We start from the raw sequence: 21,586 nt of genomic DNA, 5'->3' as shown, positions 1-21,586 counted from the left end.
ACCTGCCCGACAGCCACGTCGTCTCCGTCCAGAACGACAACAACACCTTCGCCTACACCCTCACCGACGGTGGCGAACCCACCCCGACGCCGACGCCGACGCCGACGCCCTCACCGTCACCCGAGCCCAGCGACGAGCCCACCCCGACGCCGACACTCACCCCGACGCCGACCCCCACGCCGACGCCGACCCCGACGGACCCTGCGGCCACGCCCTCCCAGCCGGTGACGTGGACGTGCACGGGCAGCCCGTGCCCGTGGGGGCAGCAGCTCGCCGGCAACGCCGCGACCTGGCCCGAGTCCACGGGTGCGCAGTCGACGCGGCACGGGTACACGACGTCCGCCGCGATCTACCTGCCGGCCGAGTCGGCCAACGGCGACACCGTCACCGTCGCCAGCGGTTCGGCCGCGCTCTACGCCGGCACGCCCACCGGGACCCACCGCAAGATCGCGGATCTGGCGGCGGGCGAGCAGCACTCGATCTCCGGGCTGCGAGCCGGCGAGGTCGTCTCCCTCCAGAACGACGGTGCGTCGTTCACCTTCGCCGTCGTACCCGGCGACGCTCCCACCCCGGACCCGGAACCGTCCCCCGAGCCCGAACCCACGCCGTCCGTCCCGGCCGGCGCGGTCGTCATGGAGTCGACGCTGGCGCTGTGGCACTGCACGGACTATCCGGGCTGCGAGGACGATGGCTGGTCGCCCTGGGTGGGCGGAGCCGTGGCGTGGCCCGATTGGGCGGCCTACCCCGACAACGCCCGGGAGGGGTCGAACGAGCGCATCGTGAAGTCTCTGGACGGCGAGGTGATCTACCCGTACATGGGGTCCTGGGCGGACGGCTGCGAGATCCTGGTCCTGGACGGCGACGTGCTGGTCGTCGAGTGGGAGCGCGGGACCGACGTGTGGCGATCGACCTATCTCGGCCCGGGCGACACCTACACGATCGACCTGGTCGCGCCGGAGGACGGGGTGCTGATCGAGACGCCCGACACGCCGACCACGTTCCAGGTGGCGCTGTCGAACTGCACGCCGCAGCCGCTCCCCTGAGGTCAGACGGCCCCGCGGTAGAGCTCTTCGTAGCGGTCGACGACGCGGCGGAGCGAGTACTCCTGGGCACGCGCCGCGCCGGCCTCGGCGAGCGCCTCCCGGCGGACGTCGTCCGCCAGGAGGTCGGCGAGCGCGACGCCGACGCCGTCGAGGGGCGTGAGCAGAGCGGCACGTCCCTCGGCGCTGACGTAGCGGGCACCGACGTTCGCGGTGGCGACCACGGGCAGCCCGCTGGCCATGGCCTCGACGTACGGGATGCCGAAGCCCTCGTAGTCCGACGGCAGGCAGAACACCCAGGCACGTCGGTAGGCGTCGGCGAGCGCCGCGTCGTCGAGCGCACCCAGCGACCGGACACCCGGACCGGCGTCCTCGGGGACGTCGCGCGAGACCATCCACAGCTCGGCGTCGGGGTGCCGGCTGCGGACGTGCGCGACGAACTGGCGCGCGAGCTCGTCACCGTTCTTGCGTCCGTGCCACGCCCCGACGAAGAGCACCACGGGGTGGGCGGCCCGCGCGTCCGGTTGCGGCCGGAACCGCTGCAGGTCCACCCCGTTCGGCACGACGTCGCGCACCCACGGGTACCAGCGGCGCGTGCCGGGCGAGACGACGACGGTCCGGTCGGCGACGACGCTCGCCAGCACCTCCGACAGGCCGAGCAGCACCATGCGGGTGCGCTCCTTGGCGCCGCGGATGCGCCGCGCCTCCTCGAAGCAGGAGCCGTGCAGCGTGCGCACGTGCCGCCCGGTCCTGCGGCGCCACATCCAGTAGTCGTCACCGTGGGCGTGCACGACGTCGTAGCCCGACAGGTCGAGGCGCCGCACCGCCGTCGCGAACCTGAACGTCCGCAGGGACCCGCTCAGCTCGACGTGTCGGTGCCCGTAGACGGCGCCCGGCACCGGAGGGCACTCGCTGATCACGTCGACGTGATGGCCGCGTCGCACGAGCTCGGTGGCGAGCTCGTGCACCTGGTAGCCGATGCCCTGCTTGCTGCTGCTGGGCAGGTAGTAGGAGATCATCGCGATCCGGAGCGGGCGGTCCGGCGCGTGCTCCTCGCTCGCCACCCGGCCCGCCGGCGCGGTCACGCCGCGTCCCTCAGGCCGTCGCGCAGGGCCTCCAGCCAGCCGTGCCCGTGCCGCAGGTCCGGTTCGAGGTGGTTGCCCTCGGCCCACTCGTTCCACGACTTGACCCAGAGCAGCTGTTCGTCCGCCGGACGGTGCGCCACCGACGCGGCGGCCTGGCGCACGTTCGCCCGGAACCCCTCCGGCGTCGCCCCGTGGAGCACGACGCCGCGGCGTCCCGAGCGCGGCGTGTTGTCCCAGTTGGGGTAGACGCACGGCTGGATCAGGTCGCCGGTCCGGTTCTGCTCGGCCCACGCCGTGGAGTACGGGTGGACCTGCGGGCCTCCGGCGACCTTCCGGAAGGCCCGCATGCGCAGCATGTCCAGCCGTGAGGTGCCGGCCGGCATCCGCATGTACACGCCGGCGTCGAAGCCGTCCTCCTTGACCCGGTCGTAGCGCACGCCGGTACCGAAGAGGTCGCTCATCTCGGCCACCAGGTAGAGGCCCTCCAGGCCCGCGCGGCGAGCCATCGACTGCCACAGGTCCACGAAGCGCGCGGCGTCCGGCAGCTCCTCGGGACGGAACACGTAGAAGACGGGCCGTCCCCCGACGCGCAGGTAGCGCGGGTCGCGGAAGGCCGGCAGGACGGTCTCGAAGTGGGCGGCGTGGTCCTCGTCCCCCGGGTACTCCTGACGCACCAGGACACGGTCGGCGTCGCCGTGCCAGATGCCGCTCCACGTCTGGTTGGCCCAGGCGAGGCAGAACGACAGGTCAGGGCTGCCGGAGTCGAGCACCTCGGCGAAGGGCCGTTCCAGGATGCGCCGGCCGTTCCCGAACCAGTAGTGCCAGTAGGCGAACGCCTCGACGCCGTAGGAGCGGGCGAGCTCGGACTGCGCGGCGCGCGCCTCCGGCACCCGCAGGTCGTAGAACCCCAGGTCGGCCGGCACGACCGGCTGCACGTGCCCCGGGTAGAGGCGACGCGCCCGCGCCACGTTGGTCCACTCGGTGAAGCCCCGCCCCCACCATGCGTCGTTCTCGGGGACGGGGTGGAACTGCGGCAGGTAGAACGCCACCGCGCGCGTCGCCGTCATGACTTGCTCCTCCCCCCAGCCTGGCCTCCCCCAGTCTCGACCGCCGATCACGGCCGCTCAACGCTTCACGAGGCTTTTCACCCCGGTCGGCGGCCCAGAGCGGGAACTTCACCCATGGCACCCCGCCGGACGGTCGGGTCAGGGCGGCGCCCACGCCTGGACGGCGCTCACCGCGACGAGCCAGTCGCTCTCCGTGGCCACGCCCATGAACGGCTGCGGGGGGCCGCCGAGCACACCGGTGTAGTTGACGTCGAGCACGCGGTGGCCGCGGATCCGTGTCCACGGGACGCTCACCCGCACGGCGGTGATCTCCACCGGATCGGTGCGCAGGAGGGCCACCCGGTCCCACAGCTGGTCCGTCGGCGCGGGAATCTCCCGCCAGTCGCCGTCCGGCGTCCGGACCTCCACGGTGTAGTGCCGCAGGCCCGCGGTGCAGCACCGGATGCCGGCCGTGGCGACGGCGATGCGGTTCACCTCGACGGGAGCGTCCGTCTCGACGGTCACCGAGGGCGCGGGGTCCACCGAACCGTCGTCGAGCCGGCCGGACCGCCACGGGTCGCGGACGGCGAAGGTGCCCGAGGTGACCGTCGTCGGGTCCCCGGCGTCCGGGTGGGTGGAGGACGCCGTCACGGCGGCCCCCGCGAGGACGTCGTCGCCGAACGGCTCGGCGGGCCGCACCGCGAGCGACTCCCCCACGGGCACGAGCAGCGCCACGGGGCTGCCGTTCACGGGTACCTCCGTGCCGTCCGCGGGGACGTCCAGCGGCGCCTCGGCCCCGTAGACGTCGCGGCGCACCACCTCGACGCCGCCGGCGGAACCGTCACCGGGCGTGACGACGACGGACGTGCTCAGGTCCTCCGACCACAGCGCCAGCACCGAGGCGCCGTCGTCGGCGACCGCCCGCACGGCGTGCACGCCGGGCACGCCGGTCTCCACCGCCGTCGCGGCGTCGTAGCGCTCCACCAGGGGCGCGGTGGCCGCCATCGCCGCCCCGGCGGGCTTGACGTAGGCGTCGTGCTGCACCAGGGACCACGAGACGCCGTTCTCCCCGAACCCGCCCTCGCTGAAGAAGTAGGTCCACTCGGCGACGTCCTCGATCTCGTACCACCACAGCTTGCGAGCCACGTCCCACCCGGACGCCCAGAAGTTGACGACGCCGTCCGACCACCAGCCGGACTCCGTGTCCCACCAGGGCAGCTCGTCGCAGACGGCGAGGATCTCGCGCAGCTCGTCCAGCTCGGCACCGGGACGCGAGAACCCTTCCTCCTCCCAGGACCGGTTGAACCCGGTGTAGGGATGGATCCCCACGGCGTCCATCGACGAGCACCCGCCCGCGTCCACCAGCCCGCGCCACCAGTCCGGCGCGAGACCGAGCGTGTTGCCCCCGACGACGACGGCCTCCGGGTCGGCGGCGCGCACGGCCTCGGCGAACGGGGCGCCGACTTCCCGCTCGTAGGGGGCGGGATCCTCGTAGCCGGTGTTGTTCGGCTCGTTCCACGGCTGCCAGGCGGTGATCCCGGGGGCGCCCTCGCGCACGCCGTCGACGACGGCCTCCACCCAGCCGCGCCACGTCCCGGCGTCGACGGCGGCACGATCCGCCTCGCTGCCCTGCCCCACCTGGACGACGAGCCGGACCCCCGTGCGCTCGGCCAGACGAGCGGCGGTCGCGAGCTCGGCGAACGGATCGACGATCTCGCCGTCCTGGGCGTGCAGCCCGGCACCGGGCAGGGCGTCCCAGACGATCGCCGCCGGGTCGGGGGTCGCCGTCGGGTCCGGCACGAGCGCGCCGAGGTCCAGCTGCACCCGGTGGGAGCCGACGCCGAGCTGGTCCGCGAGCTGCACCCCGCGCAGGGGTGCCGCACCGCCCCAGTCCGCGCCGTCGGCGAGCGCCGACGGGTCGAGCCTGCTGCCCGGTGGCGTCACCGTGTAGCGCAGGCAGGTCCCCGACACGGGCACGTCGTCCGTGTCCAGCAGCGCGGCGTCGACCTCGTACACGCCGGGACGCGCGGGCGGCAGCTCCAGCTCCAGCTCACCACCGCCGGCCGGCAGGTCCGTGACCCGGACGTCCCCGACGACGGGGTCGGGCACCCGGGGGTCGCCGCGCACCTGGTAGCGCAGCCGGTACCGGTCGGCGTGCGCACCCCACGCGGGATCGAAGGCGGCGACCACGCGAGGCGTCTCCCCCGCGCCGAAGACCGCGAAGGGGCGGTCGACGAGCAGGCCGGCGCCGAGACCGAGCGTGGCCACCCGGGACTCGGTGCCGGCGTTGATCTCGACGGGGTCGCGCAGCCCGTAGGCCATCCGGTCGTCACTGATCGCGGTGAGCGAGACGGTTCCTCCTCGCCCGTGCGTGAGCAGGTAGTAGTCGCCGCCGTGGTGCAGCACGGGGGTGCGGTCCCACGGCGAGAACGGGTGGTCGACGTCGGTGCCGGTGGCCGGCCAGGATCCGTGCCGCACGCCGTCGGTGCCGAACCGGTGCAGCCCGGTGCCCGGCTCGGCCAGCAGCAGACCGCCGTCCGGCGCGGTCGCGACGCCGGTCGCGTCCGTCCACGGCAGGCTCGGCACGCCGACCGGACGGTCCACCGGTGCGGGTGCGCCGACGCGCGCCTCGACCTCTCCGTCCGGGGAGGCGACGGTGAGGCTGCGGCCCTGCGGGCCGTCGGCACGGTAGGCCACCGCGCCGTCGTCCAGCGCACCCAGCACCGACCCGTCGACGTCCACGGGGTCCAACCGTTCGCCGTCTGCCGTCACGCGGTGCAGGACGGCGCCGGCGTCCCCCACCCCGACGACCCGCCCGTCGTCCGGGTCGTCCCAGGCCACCGTGGCACCGGCCAGGTCGGTGACGGCACCGGTGCTCTGGTCCCCGGGGGGCAGCGGGACCCGCCACCGTTCGCTGCCGTCCGGAGCGATCTTGAGCAGGTCGCGGCGCCCCATGAGGGGGTCCACGAGGTACACCGCGCCGTCGTCGTCCACCTCGAACGAGCTGACGCCGAAGAGCTCGTGGGCCGGGTCCCACCGCAGCTCGACGACGGTCTCGCCCTGCGGGCTCCCGTCGTCGACGTCGTAGCGGGCGACGGTGTACGTGGCCTCGTCCCGCGACAGCACGAAGGCCGTGCCGCGGTGCACCCGAAGGGTGACGAGCTCCCCGGCGGCCGGGAGCACGTCGTCGACGACGGTCCGCCATCCCGGCAGCGTCGTGGCGTCGACGCCGCCGTCCACGACCTGCGCGAGGTCCGGGATGCCGCACACGGGCGTCTCGCCCGTGACCACCTCGACGGCGGGCACCTCGACGGCCGGTCCGGCGGCCGCAGGACCGACCGGGCGCGGTCCCACTTCCTGGGTACGCAGGACGACGGTCGTCACGACCACCGCGCACACCACCAGGAGGACCAGGGCCACCACGACGTGTCGTCTCACGGCGCCTCCCGCCATCTCCGACACCGGCCACGCTATGCGCGAGGAGCGCGCCCCGGCGAGGTCTTCCCGAGAGTTCACCCGGGCGGAACGGGGACCTCCTGTGTTCCCGCACGGGGGCGAGCGGCCATGATGAACCAGGGTGACGGCCACCTGCGCAGACGTCGGACGAGAGGAGGTCGGGGATGAGCAGCTCGCGTCGTGTGGGCGCGTACGTCCTGCCCGGGGACCCCACCTGGCTCGAACGCACGCTCTCGGTCTACTACCCGCTGCTCGACGACCTCGTCGTCCCCGTACCGCAGGACGGCCGCGGCTGGACCGGACGTCCGCTGCCCGTCGACGAGTGCGTGGACATCGTCCGCACCGTCGACACGCGCGGGATCGCACGCTTCGTCCGCGGGAGCTGGATCGACCCCCAGGACCCCCTCGGCGCCGAGACACGCCAGCGCCAGGCGGCCGTCGATGCCATGCCCGACGTGGACTGGGTGGTCCAGCTCGACGGCGACGAGCTGCTCCCCTCACCGGGCCCGCTCGTCCACGCGATGGACCGCGCCGACGCCCGCGACGTCGACGCCGTCGAGCTTCCGATGCGGGTGGTCTTCCGGCGCACCCGGCGTGCCCGGTTCGAGGTGGTGCGTCCCGACGGCGCACCGCACCTCGAGTATCCCGGCCCGGTCCTCGTGCGACCGTCGGTTCCCCTGACGTCCACCCGCCGGACCGGCGGCGAGTTCCTGCGCCTGATCGTTCCCGGTGACACCTCGCTGCAGTCGGCCCGAGCGCCGGAGCCGGGCGAGATCCGCGAGGAGCTGCCGGCCCAGTTCGAGAGCATCGTGCACAACTCCTGGGGGCGGTCCCCGCGCGAGATCCTGGCGAAGGTCCGCTCCTGGGGCCACGCGAACGACATCCGCCGCTACCGCTACTACGTCGCGGTGTGGCTGCCCACCCCGGCGACCTGGCGGCTCCTGCGGAACTTCCACCCGCTCGTGAGCGAGCTGTGGCCACGCCTGAGACGGGTGGCCGACTGACATGCCGCGGACCGTCCGCAGCCTCGTCGTGGTCCTGTCGTTCCACGGGGCGGACGACACCCTGGCGTGCGTCGACTCCGTGGTCCAGGGATGCCCGGGTCACGACCTGCTGGTCATCGACAACGGGTCGTTTGACGGGGTCCTCGACAAGGTGCGGGGCGAGTGGCCGGACGTCATGACGATGCAGACGGGGACGAACCTGGGCTACTCCGGCGGGATGAACGCCGGGCTCGCCCGCGGGCTGAGCTCCGGGTACGACGTCGTCACGGTGCTGAACAACGACACCCTGGTCGAGGCCGGCGCGCTCGACGAGCTGGTGGCCGTCGCCGCCGGCGGCGCCACCGCGGTGAGCCCCCGTGTCCTGTACCAGGACGACCCCGACCGCGCCTGGTTCGAGGGCGGTCTCCTGGACCCCGACGACGGGCTGCCCCGGCACATGACGACGGCGGAGGCCGTCGCGGCGGGTCGCGAGGTGGACGGCGAGCCCTACGCCGTCGACCTCCTGGCCGGCTGCTGCGTCACGGCGTCCGCCACCACCTGGCGGGACGTCGGGCTGTTCGACGACCGGTACTTCCTCAACTTCGAGGACTCGGACTGGAGCATGCGGGCCCGGCGCCGCGGCGTCGCCCTGCGGGTGGTCCCGCGCTCCCGTGTGCGCCACGGCGTCTCGAGGTCCTTCACCGGCGCCTACGCATACCTGGGCACCTACTACTACCTGCGCAACCTCCTCCTGTTCGCCAGGACCTGGCTGCCGGCCCGGCAACGCCGGCGGCTGCTCCGGACGCGGGTCCTGCCGTCGCCGGTCCGGGACGCCCGAGAGCGGGGACCGCGGGCCGGCCTGCGCACCGGACGGATCCTCGTAGCGGTCGCCCTGGCGCAGGTGCGCCGCCGGTACGGCCGCGCACCGTCGCGCCTCGAGCGGCGAGCACGGCGCTGGTCCCGGGGCTAGACCGGCGACCGTCCGGTCGGCCGGTCGAGGTTTCACCCCCACCCGGGCGCCGCAGCGACAGATTCACCCGTTCCCGCCGTTCCAGACCTTCCCCACTCCTGTCTACGGTTCACCTGTGCAACCACTGGCCGGCTCGGCGATCGTGGCGCGCGGTGTGGGCAAGTCCTACCGCATCGCCACCTCGGGGCGCTCCCACGACCGCCTCACCGAGGCGTTGGTGGCGCGCGCCAAGGATCCGTTCCACCGGCGCGAGTTCGAGACGTTCGAGGCCCTGCACGACATGTCGTTCGACATCCCCTGGGGCGAGGCGGTGGGGATCGTCGGGCGGAACGGCGCCGGCAAGAGCACGCTGCTGAAGATCCTCACCCGCATCACCGCACCGACGACCGGACGGGTCGAGCTCGGCGGTCGCGTGGGCAGCCTGCTCGAGGTCGGCACCGGGTTCCACCCGGAGCTCACCGGTCGCGAGAACATCTTCCTCAACGGCTCGCTGCTGGGTATGGGGCGCAGCGAGATCCGGCGCCGCTTCGACGACATCGTCCGGTTCTCCGGCATCGAGAAGTTCCTCGAGACGCCGGTCAAGCGGTTCTCGTCGGGGATGTACGTCCGTCTGGCCTTCGCGGTGGCGGCACACCTCGAGACGGAGATCCTCGCCATCGACGAGGTGCTCGCCGTCGGCGACGCCGAGTTCCAGCGCAAGTCCCTGGACAAGATGCGCGACGTCGCCAAGGACGGCCGCGCCGTGCTCTACGTCAGCCACCAGATGCAGACGGTCACCGCGCTGTGCACCTCCGCCATGTTCATCGACCGCGGGCGCCTCGTCCAGACCGGTTCGGTGGACGACGTCATGACGGCGTACCGCGACAGCTTCGACGACTGGCGGGCGCGGCAGGTCGAGGCGAAGCACCGGCCCGGCACGGGCGAGATCCGGCTGGAGCGAGTCGACACCACCGAGGTGCGCGACCCGGTCGACGACACGGTCGTGACCTTCGCCGTCGGCGCGAACCCCGAGATCGTGGGCAAGTACTTCGTCTCCTGCCACATCGTCGACCACCAGGGCGCCGTGGTGGCGCAGTGCGACTCCCGACTGGTGAGCCAGTGGTTCGACCCCTCCGAGCCCCGCAGCGGTGAGCTGCGGATCAAGAACCTCTGGCTCAAGCCGGGCACCTACACGATCGACGCGTTCGTGTGCCAGAACGGGGTGTTCGACGGGTGGCGCGGGGCAGCAGCGTTCGAGGTGCTCCCGCACCTGCCGTACCCCGACCTGGTGATGGACGAGGGCGTCGAGCTGGGCGCGGTCTTCGCCGACTTCGACTACGAGGCCTGGTGAGACCGGCATGAGTGCACCGAGGATCGTCATCACCCCGCCCGGGCGGCTCAACATGCCGCGCTGGCGCGAGGTGTGGGAGGCCCGCGAGATCTTCTACCGGTTCGGCATCCGCGACGTGGTGCTCCGCTACCGGCAGACGGCGATCGGCATCGCCTGGGTGGTGCTGCAGCCGCTCGTCACGGCGGGCATCTTCGCGATCGTCTTCGGGCGGGTCGCAGGCCTCCCGACCGGCGGTGTGCCGTACCTGCTCTTCGCCTTCGCCGGCACCACGGCGTGGACAGTGTTCTCCGGCGTCCTGACGCGCGCCGCCCCCTCGCTGGTGGCGAACCAGGCGCTGGTGTCCAAGGTGTTCTTCCCCCGGGTGGTCGTCCCGCTGTCGACGTCCTTGTCGGTGATGCTCGACTTCTGCGTGTCCCTCGTGATGCTCGGTGTGCTGCTGGTCGTCTACGGCGTGAACCCGGGGTGGGCGCTCCTCGGTCTCCCGCTGTGGACGGTGTGCGCCGTCACGTTCGGGTCCGGGCTGGGCCTGGCCGCGTCCGCCGTGATGGTGAAGTACCGCGACGTCACCTACGTGCTGCCGTGGCTGGTCCAGGTCCTGATGTACGCCACGCCGGTGGCGTACTCGCTCGACGCCGTGCCGGCGAACCTCTCCTGGCTGTTCGCGGCGAACCCGCTGACCTGGCTCATGGAGTGCTTCCGGTGGTCCATGCTCGGGACGCCGGCACCGCCCCTGTGGCAGATCGCCGGACTGATCGCGGTGTCCGCGCTGGCGCTCGCCGGAGGCCTGCTGGTGTTCCAGCAGCGGGAGCGCGAGTTCGCGGACGTGATCTGATGGTCGCCCGCCGGGTCACCGTGGTCATGTCGACCAACCGCGTGTCCCCGTACCTGCCCGAGGCTCTGCAGAGCCTGAAGGACCAGTCCTTCCCGGACTGGGAGCTGATCGTCATGGACAACGGCTCGCCCGATCCGGACGGGGTGCGGGACGCCGTGTCCGCCGTGCCCGGGGCCGAGGTCGTGGCGGAGGCCGGTCACGGCGTCTCGATCCCGCTCAACCACGGCGCCGCGCTGGCACGCGGCGAGTTCCTCACGTTCCTGGACGACGACGACGTCTGGCTCCCGGACCGGCTCGAGCGGTTCGTGACCGCGCTCGACGCGGCACCGGACGCCGGTGCCGCGTACTCCTCGGTCGACTTCATCGACTCCCGGGGGCAGCGGGGCGAGCCGCTGTTCGTCGCCGCCGGCGAGACCCGCCGCGACCTGCTGGCCGGCCGGTACCCGTTCCCCAACGTCGTCTCGGTCATGTACCGACGGACGGACTTCCTGCGCGTCGGCGGGTTCAACCCGGCACTGCACTACGCGGAGGACACGGACCTCACCTTCCGGATGCTCCAGTACTCGCGGATGGTCGCTGTCCCCGAGGTGCTGACCCTGTACCGGCGTCACGAGCAGAACGTCACCCGGGTGCTCCCGACCGAGCTCCACGACGCGTCACGGCGGATGATCGGCATGCAGCTCTGGGGCGCCGAGCACCACCCGGACCCCGGCGTGCTCGAGGACGTGCGGGCCAACCTCGATGCGCTGGACGCCCGGGACTCCGCGGACTCGGTGGGGGTCGGCCTCGACCGGCTACGCCGGGGACAGGTCGTCGGGGCAGGGCGCATGTTCACGCGCGCGGTGCGGCTCGACGCGCCGGTCGCCGTCCGCGAGGTCACACGACGCGTCGGCAACCGGCTGCGTCGCCCTGCCGCCTCCTGACACCTCTCGCCGGCGGTCAGCCGACGGCGTGGGAGCCCAGCACGAGCAACCAGTCCTGCTCCCCGGCGGCGTTCGTGCCCGGGGTCGCCATCGACTCCTCCAGCTCGACGGGCGTCTCCTCGCCGGTCGTCGGGTCCACCCACCAGGCCCGCGCGCCGTCCACCAGGCGGCCGAGGTCGAGCGTGACGGTCCGGGCGGTCGGCACGTAGACGAGCGCGAGATCACCGTCCGGGCTGACGGCGGCCGTCGCGAGGTCGCTCTCGAGCTGGTCCGAGGCCTCGTCGCCGCCACCGGCGCCACCGGTCAGCAGCTCACCCGAGTCGGGGACGAGCGTCCACCACGGCAGCGAGGCCACGACGTCGCGGATCCTGGCGATCTGGTCGGCGCCTTCGGAGCGCAGCCGGTCCTGCCAGCCGGGCAGGAACTCCCAGTCGTCGCTGCCGTAGACGTCCCCCGGCGACCCCGACGTGATGGCCCACAGCACCTGGCGCCGGAGCGTCTCCGTCGTCGTGGGCTCGCCACCGGTGTTGTTCTCCCCCTCGTAGTTCGACTCCGCGAGCAGGGCGGGACGGACCGGTGGCGAGTCGTAGGCCTCGCGCACCGCCCCGTGGACGGGCTGATAGGTGTACACGAAGTCCCAGTCCACGAGCGGGTCCCAGTGGGGGTCCTGGCCGGCGAAACGCACCGAGATCAGCTGGGCCGAGAAGGGGCGGCTGTCACCGGTGGAACGGATGCCCTCCTGGACCGCCTCGAAGCACTGGTCCGTCTCCGGGACGGGGGTGTAGTCGCCTCCCGCCATCCACAGCACGTTCGGCAGGTCCGCGGCCCACGCGCCGACCATCTCGCCGTACCGGTGGCACGTGTCGGCCGACGGCGAGCCGAACGGCTCGTCGATGGTCCAGCTGTCCACCGGGTAGAGCAGCACCGTCAGGCCCAGCTCGGCGGCGCGTGCCACGGTCGCGTGCGCCCGGTCCCAGTAGGGCGCGTTCCAGCGCGTGACGTCGCCGTCGACGAACGGCAGGACGCCGTCCACGGTCGCGCCGTCACCCGTCACCCCGCCGTTCGCGGGGTTGCCCAGGAGCGAGACGACGAGGGCGTTGAAACCCTGCTCCGACCGGGTGGACAGATACGTCTCCGCCTCCTCGGGGTGCAGGTCCACGAGCATCGACCACGGGGCGTCACCGCGGACGAGGATCGGCCGGCCGTCCTGGTCGACGAAGTAGCGACCGCCGTCCGCGACACCCGTGACCAGTCGCGGCGTGCCGTCCGCGGCGGCGCCTGCCGTCGACGGCGCCACCGGCCGCACGGGTGCACCGGCCGCCGGCGGCTGCTCGTTCCATCCGTCCTGCGTGGGGGTGGACGGCCGCAGGGCGCTGTACACCACGGCTCCCGCGGCGACGGCCAGGACCACGGCGAGCGCCACGACCAGGACCCTGACCGGCCGGCTCATGCGACGACCTGGTCGGGCGCCCGGAGCCCCAGCCAGGTCCGGACCCGGGCGTCCTGGTCCCGGACGGCGAGCCGATCCCGGGCCGCCACGTCCCGCACCCGCGCCGACTCGGCCGGGTGGTCCCGGAGGATCTCGCGGACCTGGGTCACGATCTCCGCCGCGTCGTAGGTGTCCCGGTCGTGCGCCCGGTCGGCCGGGCCGTAGGACGCCACGAGGGAGGACTGCTTGTGGCTGTAGCCGGTGGCGACGACGGGAACACCCTCGCTCACCGCGGCGACCAGGTTGTGGTAGCGGGCCGCGACGACGGCGTGGCAGCCTGCGAGGGAGCGTGCGACCTCCTCCACCGTGCGTCCCGCACCCTGCTCGACGGCGGCGCCCGGGTCCGCGGCGCGGACGCGGCGGACCACCTCGGCGGCCACCCGGTCGTCCAGGTCCTCGCCGATCACGACCCGGACCCGGATCCCTGCGTCCAGCAGGGCGCGGACCAGGGCGACGCTCCGACCGGTGTACACCTCACGGTCCGCGTCCCGTTCGGTGCCGCCCCAGTCCATGACCCCGACCGCCACGAGCGGGTCCGTCCGGGCGCCGTCTGGAGGCGTGGGGGCGTTCACCGGCTCTCGCCCGAGCACGAGGTCCGGCACGACCAGCACCTCGCGTCGCACGCCGAGAGCCGCCACCGCGCGCGCCGACTCCTCGTCGCGCACCGTCACCAGGTCGGACCAGGCGAGCACCCGCGCGAAGAACCAGTTCACGCCCCGGGTCCCCGCGTCGTCGACCCCCACGCTGAGCAGCAGCAGCGGACGACGCCACCAGCGCGACCACGCCGCCAACCAGAACAGGGAGAAGGGGATGCCTCGTGGCCGCACCCCGCGTCCCTCGAAGATCCCCGTCCCGGGCACGATCACGGCGTCGACCGACCGCACGACGGCGCCCAGGTGCAGGACGTCGGCGAAGCGACCCGTCAGGCTGGTGAACCCGTGCCGCAACGGTCCGGGACGCCGGATGTCCACCGCCTCGATGCCGTGCTCGGCGACGACGTCCGCGCACCGCTGCGCCACGGCGACCGGCTGGGCCCCGGTGCCCTCGAGCAGGTGGATCCCGGCCACGAGGGACGCCTCGTTGCCGAAGTTGCCGATCCCGGTCTCGCCGAAGAGCGCGACCCGCCGCACCGGGGTTCGCGTCGTCGTTCGCCGTGCCTCGGCGTCCGGCGTACCGGAGGTCCTCCGATGCCCCACCCCGACCTCCTCCGTCGTCCGTCCGCTCACAGTCTGCGCCGCCCCGGCCACGGGGTGAAGCCGTTCGAGGGGAGTTCACCCATCCCGCACGGCGGAACTTCACCCCGCGCCCCGCGGTCCGGCCGGGGAGCGCGTCGGTACGATCGCCAAGAACCCTCCTGACGGGACCTGACATGGAACGTCGCCTGATCCATGTGATCACCCCGGGCGACCACTACTCGCCCCGGACGGGCAGCGCCGTCCCGACGGTCGTGCACGGGCTGAGCGCACACGCACCCGCCGGCACGGAGCCCACGGTGCTCGTGGCTCGCGGCACCTACCCCGACCGCTACACCAGCGCGGACGTCGTCGAGTACCTCCCTGGCACGGAGCCCGGCCGCTGGGATCGGCGGCTCGACCCGCTGCGCGGAGCGCTCGGGGTGCGGCGTGCCTCGTCCCGGCCCTGGGCGGCTGCGCTCCACGACCAGGACGAGTGGCCCCCTTCCGTCGTCGTCCTGCACAACGCGCCGCAGGCCGTGCCGCTCGTCGACACCACCCGTCACGCGGTCGTCCTCTACGCCCACAACGAGCTGCTGCGGACATACTCGCCACGCGAGGCGGCACGGACCCTGGGCGGTGTGACCGCCGTCGTGTGCGTGAGCGACTTCCTGGCAGAGCGCACGCGGCGCCGCCTGCCCCCCGCCCTGCGCGACCGCGTCGCGGTCGTCCGCAACGGGGTGGACGGCACCGTGTTCCGGCCCGGACGCCGCGATGCCTCCGCGCCCCTCGAGGTCACGTTCGTCGGGCGGACCATCGCGGCCAAGGGGCCGGACGTCCTGCTCGAGGCCGTCGCGCTGATGGATCGCGACGACGTCCACGTGACGATCGTCGGCAGCTCCGGGTTCTCCGCGACGGATCCCCTGACGCCCTACGAACGACGCGTGCGCGCCGCGGCCGAGGGTCTGCGCGACCGCGTCACCATCCGTCCGTTCCTCCCCCGGGAAGCTGTCGCGGACCAGCTCGCCACCACGGACGTGGTCGTCGTGCCGTCCGTGTGGCCCGAGCCGTTCGCCCTCACCGTGCTCGAGGGCATGGCCGCGGGAGCCGCCGTCGTCGCCTCCCGCACCGGCGGGATCCCCGAAGCCGTCGCCGACGGCGGCACGCTGGTCCCGCCCGGGGACCCCCGCGCCCTCGCCGACGCGCTGCAGGTGCTGGCCGACAGCCCCGACCGGCTCGCCGCGGAGCAGGACCGTGCGCGCCGTCGGGCGGCCGAACGGCCCTGGTCGGTCGTGTCCGCCGAGCTCGACGCCCTCCTCGCTGCCCGCCTGGACGGGCAGGTGACCGCATGATCTCCGCGCCCGTCGTCGCGGTCGTCCTGGCCACCAACCGCGGACCGGACAACCCGTTCCTCGAGGCGGCGCTCCGGTCGGTGGCGCACCAGACCCTGCGGGAGGTCGAGCTCGTCGTCGTCGACGACGGCAGCCCCCGACCTCTGGACGCCGGCCTGCTGCCCCGGGCGCCTGCCGGCACCCGGCTGCTCCGCACGCCCGGGACGGGGCCGTCCGCGGCACGCAACGCCGGCGCACGGGAGGCGCGGGGCACGCTCCTGGCATTCCTCGACGACGACGACGTGTGGGAACCCGAGCGGCTCGCCGCGCACGCGGAGGCGATGCGAGCCGACCCGGGGCTCGTCCTGACGTACTGCCGCATGCGGAGCATCGACGCCGACGGGCGCGAGATCGCCCCGCCCGACCAGGCGGCGGTCACGACGACCGCCGACGTCTTCCGGCGCCGGACGGGCGTGATGCTGCCGAACTCGGTGGTCCGGGCCGACGCCTTCCGCGCCGTCGACGGGTTCGACGAGTCCCGGCGCCTGGCCGAGGACCTGGACCTGGTGCTCCGTCTCGCCGCCCGCGGCCCGGTCGCCCGGGTCGGCGACGGATCGCTGGTCTCCTACCGCCGTCACGGCGACAACGCGACCGGCCGTCACCGTGCGCTCGCCGCGGCGATCCGCGACGTCGTGGGCGACCGGCGCACGGTGGCGCTCCGCCACGGTCAGGACGAGCTGGTGGACGCCCTCGACGAGTCGCAGAGAGCGAACGACCGGTACGCGGCCTGGTCGGCGGCGCGGGCGGCGAAGGCGGCGGCAGCGGCGGGCAGGCCTGTCACCGCCGTCCGGGAGCTCGTCTGGGCGCTGCGGTTCGCGCCCGGCGCACCCGGCCAGTGGCTGGTCAGGCGGCTCCACCGCGGCCGCGAGCCAGCCGCTGCACGTTCCGCTTGACGTCGTAGGGGAAGAACCGCCAGTTCTTGATCGTCCAGTCGCGGAGCACCACACCGGCGGCCCGCGACCGTTGCCGGACGTCGAGCGGAGCCCGGACGGCCTCGGCCAGCAACCGATGGTTGAGGTACCACTGCGGGAACGCGACGGGGCGCCGGTGCGTGCGATACGCCTGGACCTGACGGACCGGGTCCGACGCCTGCAGCTTGTTGGTCTGCTCGTCGTGGTTGCGGGCCCAGAAGAGCTGCTCCGGCACCTGCACCCACGGAGCACGCAACGCCATGCGCACGGCGAGCGCCATGTCGCCACCGTAGTAGTCCGGATGCTTGCCCATCGCCCGCAACGCCTCGGTACGGAAGACCCCGCCGTAGCCGATCGCCTGGTAGACCTCGCGTCGGAAGAAGAGTCGCACGCGATCCGCGGGAGCGAGCGAGAGGAAGTCGAGGTTCTCGTCGTCGCGCTCGCCGAGCCGCTCCCCGTCGGCGCCGATGAGGACGACTCTCGAGAAGGCGATGGTGGCCTCGGGGTGCGCCTCGAGAGCCTCCTTGCAGGCGCGGAGGTGGCCCGGCTGGACGACGTCGTCCGCCGCGTTCCACATGAACAACGGTGCCCGTGCCAGGTCGACCAGCCGGTTGAAGTTCCAGGTGACCCCACGATTGACCGGGCTGGTCACCACCGTGAAGCGCTCGTCGGCGGCCGCGAGCTCCTGCGCGATCTCGAGGGTCGCGTCGGTGGACCCGTTGTCGGCGACCACGACCTCGATCTCGTCCAGGTCTTGATCCCGCAGCGCGGTCAACGCCTCTTCCAGGTAGCGCGCGCCGTTCCAGACGGGCACCCCGACGGTCACCACCGGCGGCCGCGTCACAGCCCGAGCACCGCCTTGTGCAGAGCGAAGGCCTCCGCGAACCGGGAGCGGCACTCCACGCCCCGCATCCGCATCAGACCCTCGAACGTCGCGTGGTCCCACCAGTCGTGGTGGACCTGGGACGGGTAGCAGGCGTCCAGGATCTCGAGCTTGCGCTGCACCGTCTCCTCGTCCAGCGGGACGTACGCCGACGTCCTGCCGAGATCGCCGTCCCACTTCGGGATCTCGTAGTGCAGCACCACGGCGTCCCGCCAGACGGTGGTGACCAGCTCGCCGATCAGGCGGTGGTCCTGGTGGGCGTCGTCGCTCCGGGGGGCCAGCACCAGGTCCGGCGCCGGACACGCGTCCGCGAAGGCGTGCAGCGCGTCCTTGACCGCGCCCCAGTGCTGAGGGAGCCGACCGTCGGGCAGCCGGGCGAACCGTGCGTCGGCGCCCGGCCAGACCTCGGACGCCGCACGCCGGGCCTCGGCCTCGCGGTCCTGCGTGCCGGTCATGGTCAGGAAGGACGCCGTCGCCCCCGGCCTGCCGGACAGCCGGATCAACGTTCCCCCGCAGGCGATCTCCAGGTCGTCCGGGTGCGCGGCGAGTCCGACCACGTGCAGCGGTCCGGACCCGGGGTGCAGCTCGATCATCGGCGGGCTTCCTCCTGATGGGCGACGGGCTCCAGCCCGAGGTCGGCGCGCAGGCCGTCGGCCTGCCGACCGAGGGCGGCGCGGGCACGTCCGAGCCAGGCGGCACCTGCGGTCCCGCGCCCGGAGGTGCTGCGTCCCAGGAGGTCGACGACCTGGTCGGCCACGGTCTCAGGATCGAAGTCGGCGACGTCGTGGGCGCGGTCCGCGGCGCCCAGGTCGGTCAGGAGCCACCTCTGCTTCTCCGCATAGCCGATCGAGACCAGCGGCACACCGAGCCGGAGCCCCGCGACGAGGTTGTGGTACCGGGACGCCACCACGACGTCGCAGGCGCTGAGCACGCCGTCCAGCGCCTGCATCGACCTCGCCGGGGCCAGCACCGCACGGGGGTCGGCGGCCTGCGCGACCACCTCGGCGGCCATCGCGTCGTCGAGGCCCGCACCTCCGACGACCCGCACCTCGGCGCCCGCCGCCAGCACCCGCCCGATCAGCTCCCCCATGCGCCGGAGGTAGGCGTCGCGGTCCCAGGAGGCCTCGACGGTCCCCGTGCCGTGCGTGTCGATCACTCCGATCGCCACGCACGGGGGGCCCGACCCGGCGGACGGCGCTGCCGCGGGGTCGTCGGCCAGCACCAGGTCGGGGACGACCGGCGGACGCCGCCTGGTCAGCTCCTGCACGCACGCGGCGGATCCCCCGTCCCGCACCGTGACGATGGTGGCGCTGCGCACCACCGCGGCGAAGAGCTGCCGGGTCAGCCACGACCCGCCGGTGTCGACGCCGACGGAGAGCACGTGGAACGGGCGCCGACGCAGCCGGGCGCACAGGGCGTACCAGAACACGGTCAGGGGAACGGCGGTGGCCCGCACCGCCGACCCTTCCAGGAGCCCGGTGCCGGGAACCACCACCGCGTCGACCTCACCGACCTGGTGCCGGGCCCACCGGAGGTCTCGCCCCTTGCCGACGACGCCGCGCCAGCCCCCGCGGGGCGCCCCCGGATCGGTGAGGGACACCGCGGGGAGGCCGCGGGCCGCGTGGACGGCGTCGGGCTCCTCGGTGAGGATCGTCAGATCGGCCGACCCGGCCAGCACCGTGAGCATCGCGTCGAGGGACGCCTCGTTCCCGAGGTTGCCGATACCGAACTGCCCGAGCAGCCCGACCCGACGCCGTCGGTCGGCGCTCGGTGTGCCGCGTCCCGCCGTCGTCCCCTCAGGCGCTCGCACGGACGTGCCCCACGACGTCGGGGACGTCGACCTCGGGCACCCTGCGCACCTGGTGCTGCGTCCCTGCGTCCCAGACGGCCCACGGCCGGTTGCCGACACGGTTCATCTCGTCCAGCGCGGACCGCTCCTTGAGCGTGTCCATCGGGGCCCAGAAGCCCTCGTGCGGGTGGACGCGGAAGCGTCCGTCGCGAGCGGCCCGGACGCACGCGTCCATCACGAGGTCCTCGCCCTCGTTCAGGTAGTCGAAGATGCCCTGACGCAGCACGAAGTAGCCACCGTTGATGCACATGCTCATACCGGCCACCGGCTCGAGGTCCTGCATGGTGCCGTCGGGCTCGAAGCGCACCACGTGGAACGAGTCCTGGGGCGCGACGGCCATCAACGAGCCGACGGCGTCGGTCTGCAGGAAGTCGTCGACGATCGTGTCCATCGGCGCGTCGGTGAGCACGTCCCCGTAGTTGGCCAGGAACACCTCGTCGTCGTCGAGGTAGCGCCGCACACGACGCAGTCGTTCACCGATCGCGGTGTCCATGCCGGTGTCGACGAACGTGATGCGCCACTCGCTGATGTCGCTGCCGAGCAGCTCGATCTGCTCGCCGCCCTTGGTCAGGACGAAGTCGTTGGAGTGCGTCTCCTGGTAGTCGAGGAAGTAGTCCTTCACGGCGTTCGCGCCGTAGCCGAGGGCCAGGACGAACTCCGTGTGCCCGAAGTGCGCGTAGTACTTCATGATGTGCCACAGCACCGGGCGCGAACCGATCGGCATCATCGGCTTGGGGAGCGAGTCGTGGCCGGACCGCATGCGCATCCCCAGCCCCCCGCAGAACAGGACGACCTTCATGGCTTGACCTCCTGGGTCGGCGCCCCCAGGTCAGGCAGGCGACGTGGTGCGGCGTGCGTGCGTAGTGCGGGCGCCACCGGCCGGCCCCGGAGGAACCCGTCGGTGGTGCCGTTGTCGAGAGCCTTGGCGTAGACGACGCAGGCCCGTGCCACGGCCTCGACCGTGAGGTCGACGTCGTCGTCGGTGTGCGCGGCGGAGACGACGAACGACTGCCCCAGCACGCCGTGGCGGAGCAGCTCCTGCAGGAACAACGCCCGGAAGGCCTGGCTGGGTTCGCCCTGCGGGTCCCGGGTGCCGAAGACGAGGCAGGACGCCCGGCCGCCGACGGTCACGTGGTCGGCGACGCCGGCGGCGGCCGCGACCTCCTCGACCCCGCGGCGCAGCCGCTCGCCCTGACGTTCCATGATGCCGACGACGTCGTGCTCGGCGTAGGCGTCCGAGACGGCGAGGTAGGCGGCGAGCCCGGTCGTCTCCGCGCCGTGCGTCGTCGACAGCAGGAACACGCGGGGGCGCGCGGTGTCGAGGCCCCCGAGCTCCATCAGGTCGCGCTTGCCGGCCAGGGCGGAGACGGCGAACCCGTTGCCGAGCGCCTTGCCCCACGTCGACAGGTCGGGGATGACGCCGTACACCTGCTGGGCGCCACCGGCGTGCCAGCGCATCCCGGTGATCATCTCGTCGAGGACCATGACGGCGCCGTGCTCGGTGGCGAGACCGCGCACGCCCTCGAGGAAGCCCGGGGCGGGCTCGGCGCCCCCGGTCGCCGCTTCGAGGAACACGGCGGCCACCTGCCCGCGGTGCTCCTCGAGGACCCGGCGCAGCGAGTCGAGGTCGTTGTAGGCGAACCCGACGGTGAGGTCGCGCCCGGCGCCGGGGATGCCGGCGTCCATCCCGGTGGTGGAGATGAACCAGTCGTCGACGGAGAAGAACGGCTGGCTGCTGCAGATCGCGACCATCGCACGGCCGGTCGCAGCACGGGCGAGCCTGAGAGCCGCCGTCGTCGCGTCGGAGCCGTTCTTGGCGAACTTCACCATGTCCGCCCCGGGAACCGTCTCGAGGAACCGTTCCGCAGCCTCCAGCTCCCGGACAGAGGGACGCGAGAAGCTCACACCGTCGACGGCGGCGCGGGTCACGGCGTCGACCACCGGCCGGTAACCGTGGCCGAGCGTGACGCTGCGCAAGCCCATGCCGTACTCGACGTACCAGTTCCCGTCGACGTCCTGCACCCGCGCGCCGACACCGCGCACCAGGACCGGTGCGACCCCCTCGGGATACTGGTCGGAGCCGCGCGCGTAGGTGTGCGCGCCACCGGGGACGAGGCGGTGCAGCCGCTCCTGCGCGGCGGCAGAACCTGTCCAGGTGGTGTGCCGCGGAGCCGGCGTGAGACGCCCGGAGATCTCCTGGGGACTTGCCGTGCGGGTCGCACCCAT

Annotated in this window: 17 protein-coding genes and 1 pseudogene; 8 read left to right on the top strand and 10 right to left on the bottom strand. The window is 73.2% G+C overall.

Features of this window, described 5'->3' with window-relative positions; translation table 11 throughout:
* A pseudogene (locus tag MWU57_RS15390) lies at positions 1-1,043 on the top strand (hypothetical protein); the annotation flags it as partial.
* Between the two features lie 2 nt (positions 1,044-1,045).
* Here MWU57_RS15390 and MWU57_RS15385 read toward each other — a convergent pair.
* The 3 genes from MWU57_RS15385 to MWU57_RS15375 form a co-directional block, all read right to left on the bottom strand.
* The gene (locus MWU57_RS15385; protein ID WP_246910341.1) at positions 1,046-2,125 is read right to left on the bottom strand and encodes a glycosyltransferase family 4 protein; all 1,080 of its coding nucleotides are present in this window, start codon (positions 2,123-2,125) and stop codon (positions 1,046-1,048) included.
* Positions 2,122-3,192 carry a glycoside hydrolase family 99-like domain-containing protein gene (locus MWU57_RS15380; RefSeq protein ID WP_246910338.1) on the bottom strand — a complete coding sequence of 357 codons (1,071 nt, stop codon included), beginning with the start codon at positions 3,190-3,192 and terminating at the stop codon, positions 2,122-2,124. Before MWU57_RS15380 ends, MWU57_RS15385 begins: the two co-directional genes overlap by 4 nt.
* Before the next feature lie 138 nt (positions 3,193-3,330).
* A complete protein-coding gene (locus tag MWU57_RS15375) occupies positions 3,331-6,609 on the bottom strand; it encodes a hypothetical protein (protein ID WP_246910335.1) in 3,279 nt (1,092 codons plus the stop codon).
* A gap of 182 nt (positions 6,610-6,791) precedes the next feature.
* On the opposite strand from MWU57_RS15375, the gene MWU57_RS15370 reads away from it, so the two are divergent.
* From MWU57_RS15370 to MWU57_RS15350, 5 genes are all read left to right on the top strand, one after another.
* Complete coding sequence (locus MWU57_RS15370) at positions 6,792-7,631, top strand: hypothetical protein (RefSeq protein ID WP_246910332.1); 840 nt, start codon at positions 6,792-6,794, stop codon at positions 7,629-7,631.
* Position 7,632: 1 nt separating this feature from the next.
* Positions 7,633-8,580, top strand: a complete 948-nt coding sequence (locus MWU57_RS15365; RefSeq protein ID WP_246910329.1) for a glycosyltransferase — start codon at positions 7,633-7,635, stop codon at positions 8,578-8,580.
* 115 nt (positions 8,581-8,695) lie between these two features.
* Positions 8,696-9,910 (top strand): polysaccharide ABC transporter ATP-binding protein, encoded by a 1,215-nt coding sequence (locus tag MWU57_RS15360; protein WP_246910327.1) that lies wholly within the window; start codon positions 8,696-8,698, stop codon positions 9,908-9,910.
* A 7-nt stretch (positions 9,911-9,917) separates the two neighbouring features.
* Positions 9,918-10,742: an ABC transporter permease gene (locus MWU57_RS15355; protein ID WP_246910325.1), complete on the top strand. Its 825-nt coding sequence runs from the start codon at positions 9,918-9,920 to the stop codon at positions 10,740-10,742.
* The gene (locus tag MWU57_RS15350) at positions 10,742-11,665 is read left to right on the top strand and encodes a glycosyltransferase family A protein (protein ID WP_246910323.1); all 924 of its coding nucleotides are present in this window, start codon (positions 10,742-10,744) and stop codon (positions 11,663-11,665) included. Before MWU57_RS15355 ends, MWU57_RS15350 begins: the two co-directional genes overlap by 1 nt.
* A 16-nt stretch (positions 11,666-11,681) precedes the next feature.
* Here MWU57_RS15350 and MWU57_RS15345 read toward each other — a convergent pair whose 3' ends face one another.
* Entirely contained in the window at positions 11,682-13,115 is a 1,434-nt protein-coding gene (locus tag MWU57_RS15345) for a DUF4038 domain-containing protein (RefSeq protein ID WP_246910321.1), read from the bottom strand.
* The gene (locus tag MWU57_RS15340; RefSeq protein WP_246910319.1) at positions 13,112-14,284 is read right to left on the bottom strand and encodes a polysaccharide pyruvyl transferase family protein; all 1,173 of its coding nucleotides are present in this window, start codon (positions 14,282-14,284) and stop codon (positions 13,112-13,114) included. The genes MWU57_RS15345 and MWU57_RS15340 overlap by 4 nt, the downstream gene beginning before the upstream one ends.
* Positions 14,285-14,523: 239 nt before the next feature.
* Between MWU57_RS15340 and MWU57_RS15335 the strand changes: the two genes are divergently transcribed.
* Both MWU57_RS15335 and MWU57_RS15330 read left to right on the top strand, forming a co-directional pair.
* Positions 14,524-15,678 carry a glycosyltransferase family 4 protein gene (locus MWU57_RS15335; RefSeq protein ID WP_246910317.1) on the top strand — a complete coding sequence of 385 codons (1,155 nt, stop codon included), beginning with the start codon at positions 14,524-14,526 and terminating at the stop codon, positions 15,676-15,678.
* Entirely contained in the window at positions 15,675-16,610 is a 936-nt protein-coding gene (locus tag MWU57_RS15330) for a glycosyltransferase family A protein (protein ID WP_246910315.1), read from the top strand. The genes MWU57_RS15335 and MWU57_RS15330 overlap by 4 nt, the downstream gene beginning before the upstream one ends.
* Here the strand turns inward: MWU57_RS15330 and MWU57_RS15325 are convergent.
* Genes MWU57_RS15325 through MWU57_RS15305 form a run of 5 tightly spaced genes read right to left on the bottom strand, consistent with a single transcriptional unit; the run spans position 16,561 to position 21,586 of the window.
* Positions 16,561-17,472, bottom strand: coding sequence for a glycosyltransferase (locus MWU57_RS15325; RefSeq protein WP_246910312.1), 912 nt, complete (start codon positions 17,470-17,472; stop codon positions 16,561-16,563). The two genes, MWU57_RS15330 and MWU57_RS15325, sit on opposite strands and share 50 nt — an antisense overlap.
* Positions 17,469-18,104 carry a PIG-L deacetylase family protein gene (locus tag MWU57_RS15320; RefSeq protein WP_246910311.1) on the bottom strand — a complete coding sequence of 212 codons (636 nt, stop codon included), beginning with the start codon at positions 18,102-18,104 and terminating at the stop codon, positions 17,469-17,471. The genes MWU57_RS15325 and MWU57_RS15320 overlap by 4 nt, the downstream gene beginning before the upstream one ends.
* Complete coding sequence (locus tag MWU57_RS15315) at positions 18,101-19,321, bottom strand: polysaccharide pyruvyl transferase family protein (RefSeq protein WP_246910308.1); 1,221 nt, start codon at positions 19,319-19,321, stop codon at positions 18,101-18,103. The genes MWU57_RS15320 and MWU57_RS15315 overlap by 4 nt, the downstream gene beginning before the upstream one ends.
* Complete coding sequence (locus tag MWU57_RS15310) at positions 19,308-20,159, bottom strand: sugar phosphate nucleotidyltransferase (RefSeq protein ID WP_246910306.1); 852 nt, start codon at positions 20,157-20,159, stop codon at positions 19,308-19,310. Before MWU57_RS15310 ends, MWU57_RS15315 begins: the two co-directional genes overlap by 14 nt.
* A complete protein-coding gene (locus tag MWU57_RS15305; RefSeq protein WP_246910304.1) occupies positions 20,156-21,586 on the bottom strand; it encodes a glutamate-1-semialdehyde 2,1-aminomutase in 1,431 nt (476 codons plus the stop codon). The genes MWU57_RS15310 and MWU57_RS15305 overlap by 4 nt, the downstream gene beginning before the upstream one ends.

Origin of the sequence: Isoptericola sp. S6320L (genome assembly GCF_023015685.1) — a bacterium.
In the GTDB taxonomy this organism is placed as follows: Bacteria; Actinomycetota; Actinomycetes; order Actinomycetales; family Cellulomonadaceae; genus Isoptericola; species Isoptericola halotolerans_A.
Note: the sequence above shows the minus strand (reverse complement) of the source record. Positions and strands in the feature narration are given on the sequence as shown.

Coding starts and splice junctions, on each gene's coding strand:
- MWU57_RS15380 (WP_246910338.1), bottom strand. CDS start 3,192: ATGACGGCGACGCGCGCGGTGGCGTTCTACCTGCCGCAGTTCCACCCC.
- MWU57_RS15370 (WP_246910332.1), top strand. CDS start 6,792: ATGAGCAGCTCGCGTCGTGTGGGCGCGTACGTCCTGCCCGGGGACCCC.
- MWU57_RS15365 (WP_246910329.1), top strand. CDS start 7,633: ATGCCGCGGACCGTCCGCAGCCTCGTCGTGGTCCTGTCGTTCCACGGG.
- MWU57_RS15355 (WP_246910325.1), top strand. CDS start 9,918: ATGAGTGCACCGAGGATCGTCATCACCCCGCCCGGGCGGCTCAACATG.
- MWU57_RS15350 (WP_246910323.1), top strand. CDS start 10,742: ATGGTCGCCCGCCGGGTCACCGTGGTCATGTCGACCAACCGCGTGTCC.
- MWU57_RS15345 (WP_246910321.1), bottom strand. CDS start 13,115: ATGAGCCGGCCGGTCAGGGTCCTGGTCGTGGCGCTCGCCGTGGTCCTG.
- MWU57_RS15335 (WP_246910317.1), top strand. CDS start 14,524: ATGGAACGTCGCCTGATCCATGTGATCACCCCGGGCGACCACTACTCG.
- MWU57_RS15330 (WP_246910315.1), top strand. CDS start 15,675: ATGATCTCCGCGCCCGTCGTCGCGGTCGTCCTGGCCACCAACCGCGGA.
- MWU57_RS15320 (WP_246910311.1), bottom strand. CDS start 18,104: ATGATCGAGCTGCACCCCGGGTCCGGACCGCTGCACGTGGTCGGACTC.
- MWU57_RS15310 (WP_246910306.1), bottom strand. CDS start 20,159: ATGAAGGTCGTCCTGTTCTGCGGGGGGCTGGGGATGCGCATGCGGTCC.
- MWU57_RS15305 (WP_246910304.1), bottom strand. CDS start 21,586: ATGGGTGCGACCCGCACGGCAAGTCCCCAGGAGATCTCCGGGCGTCTC.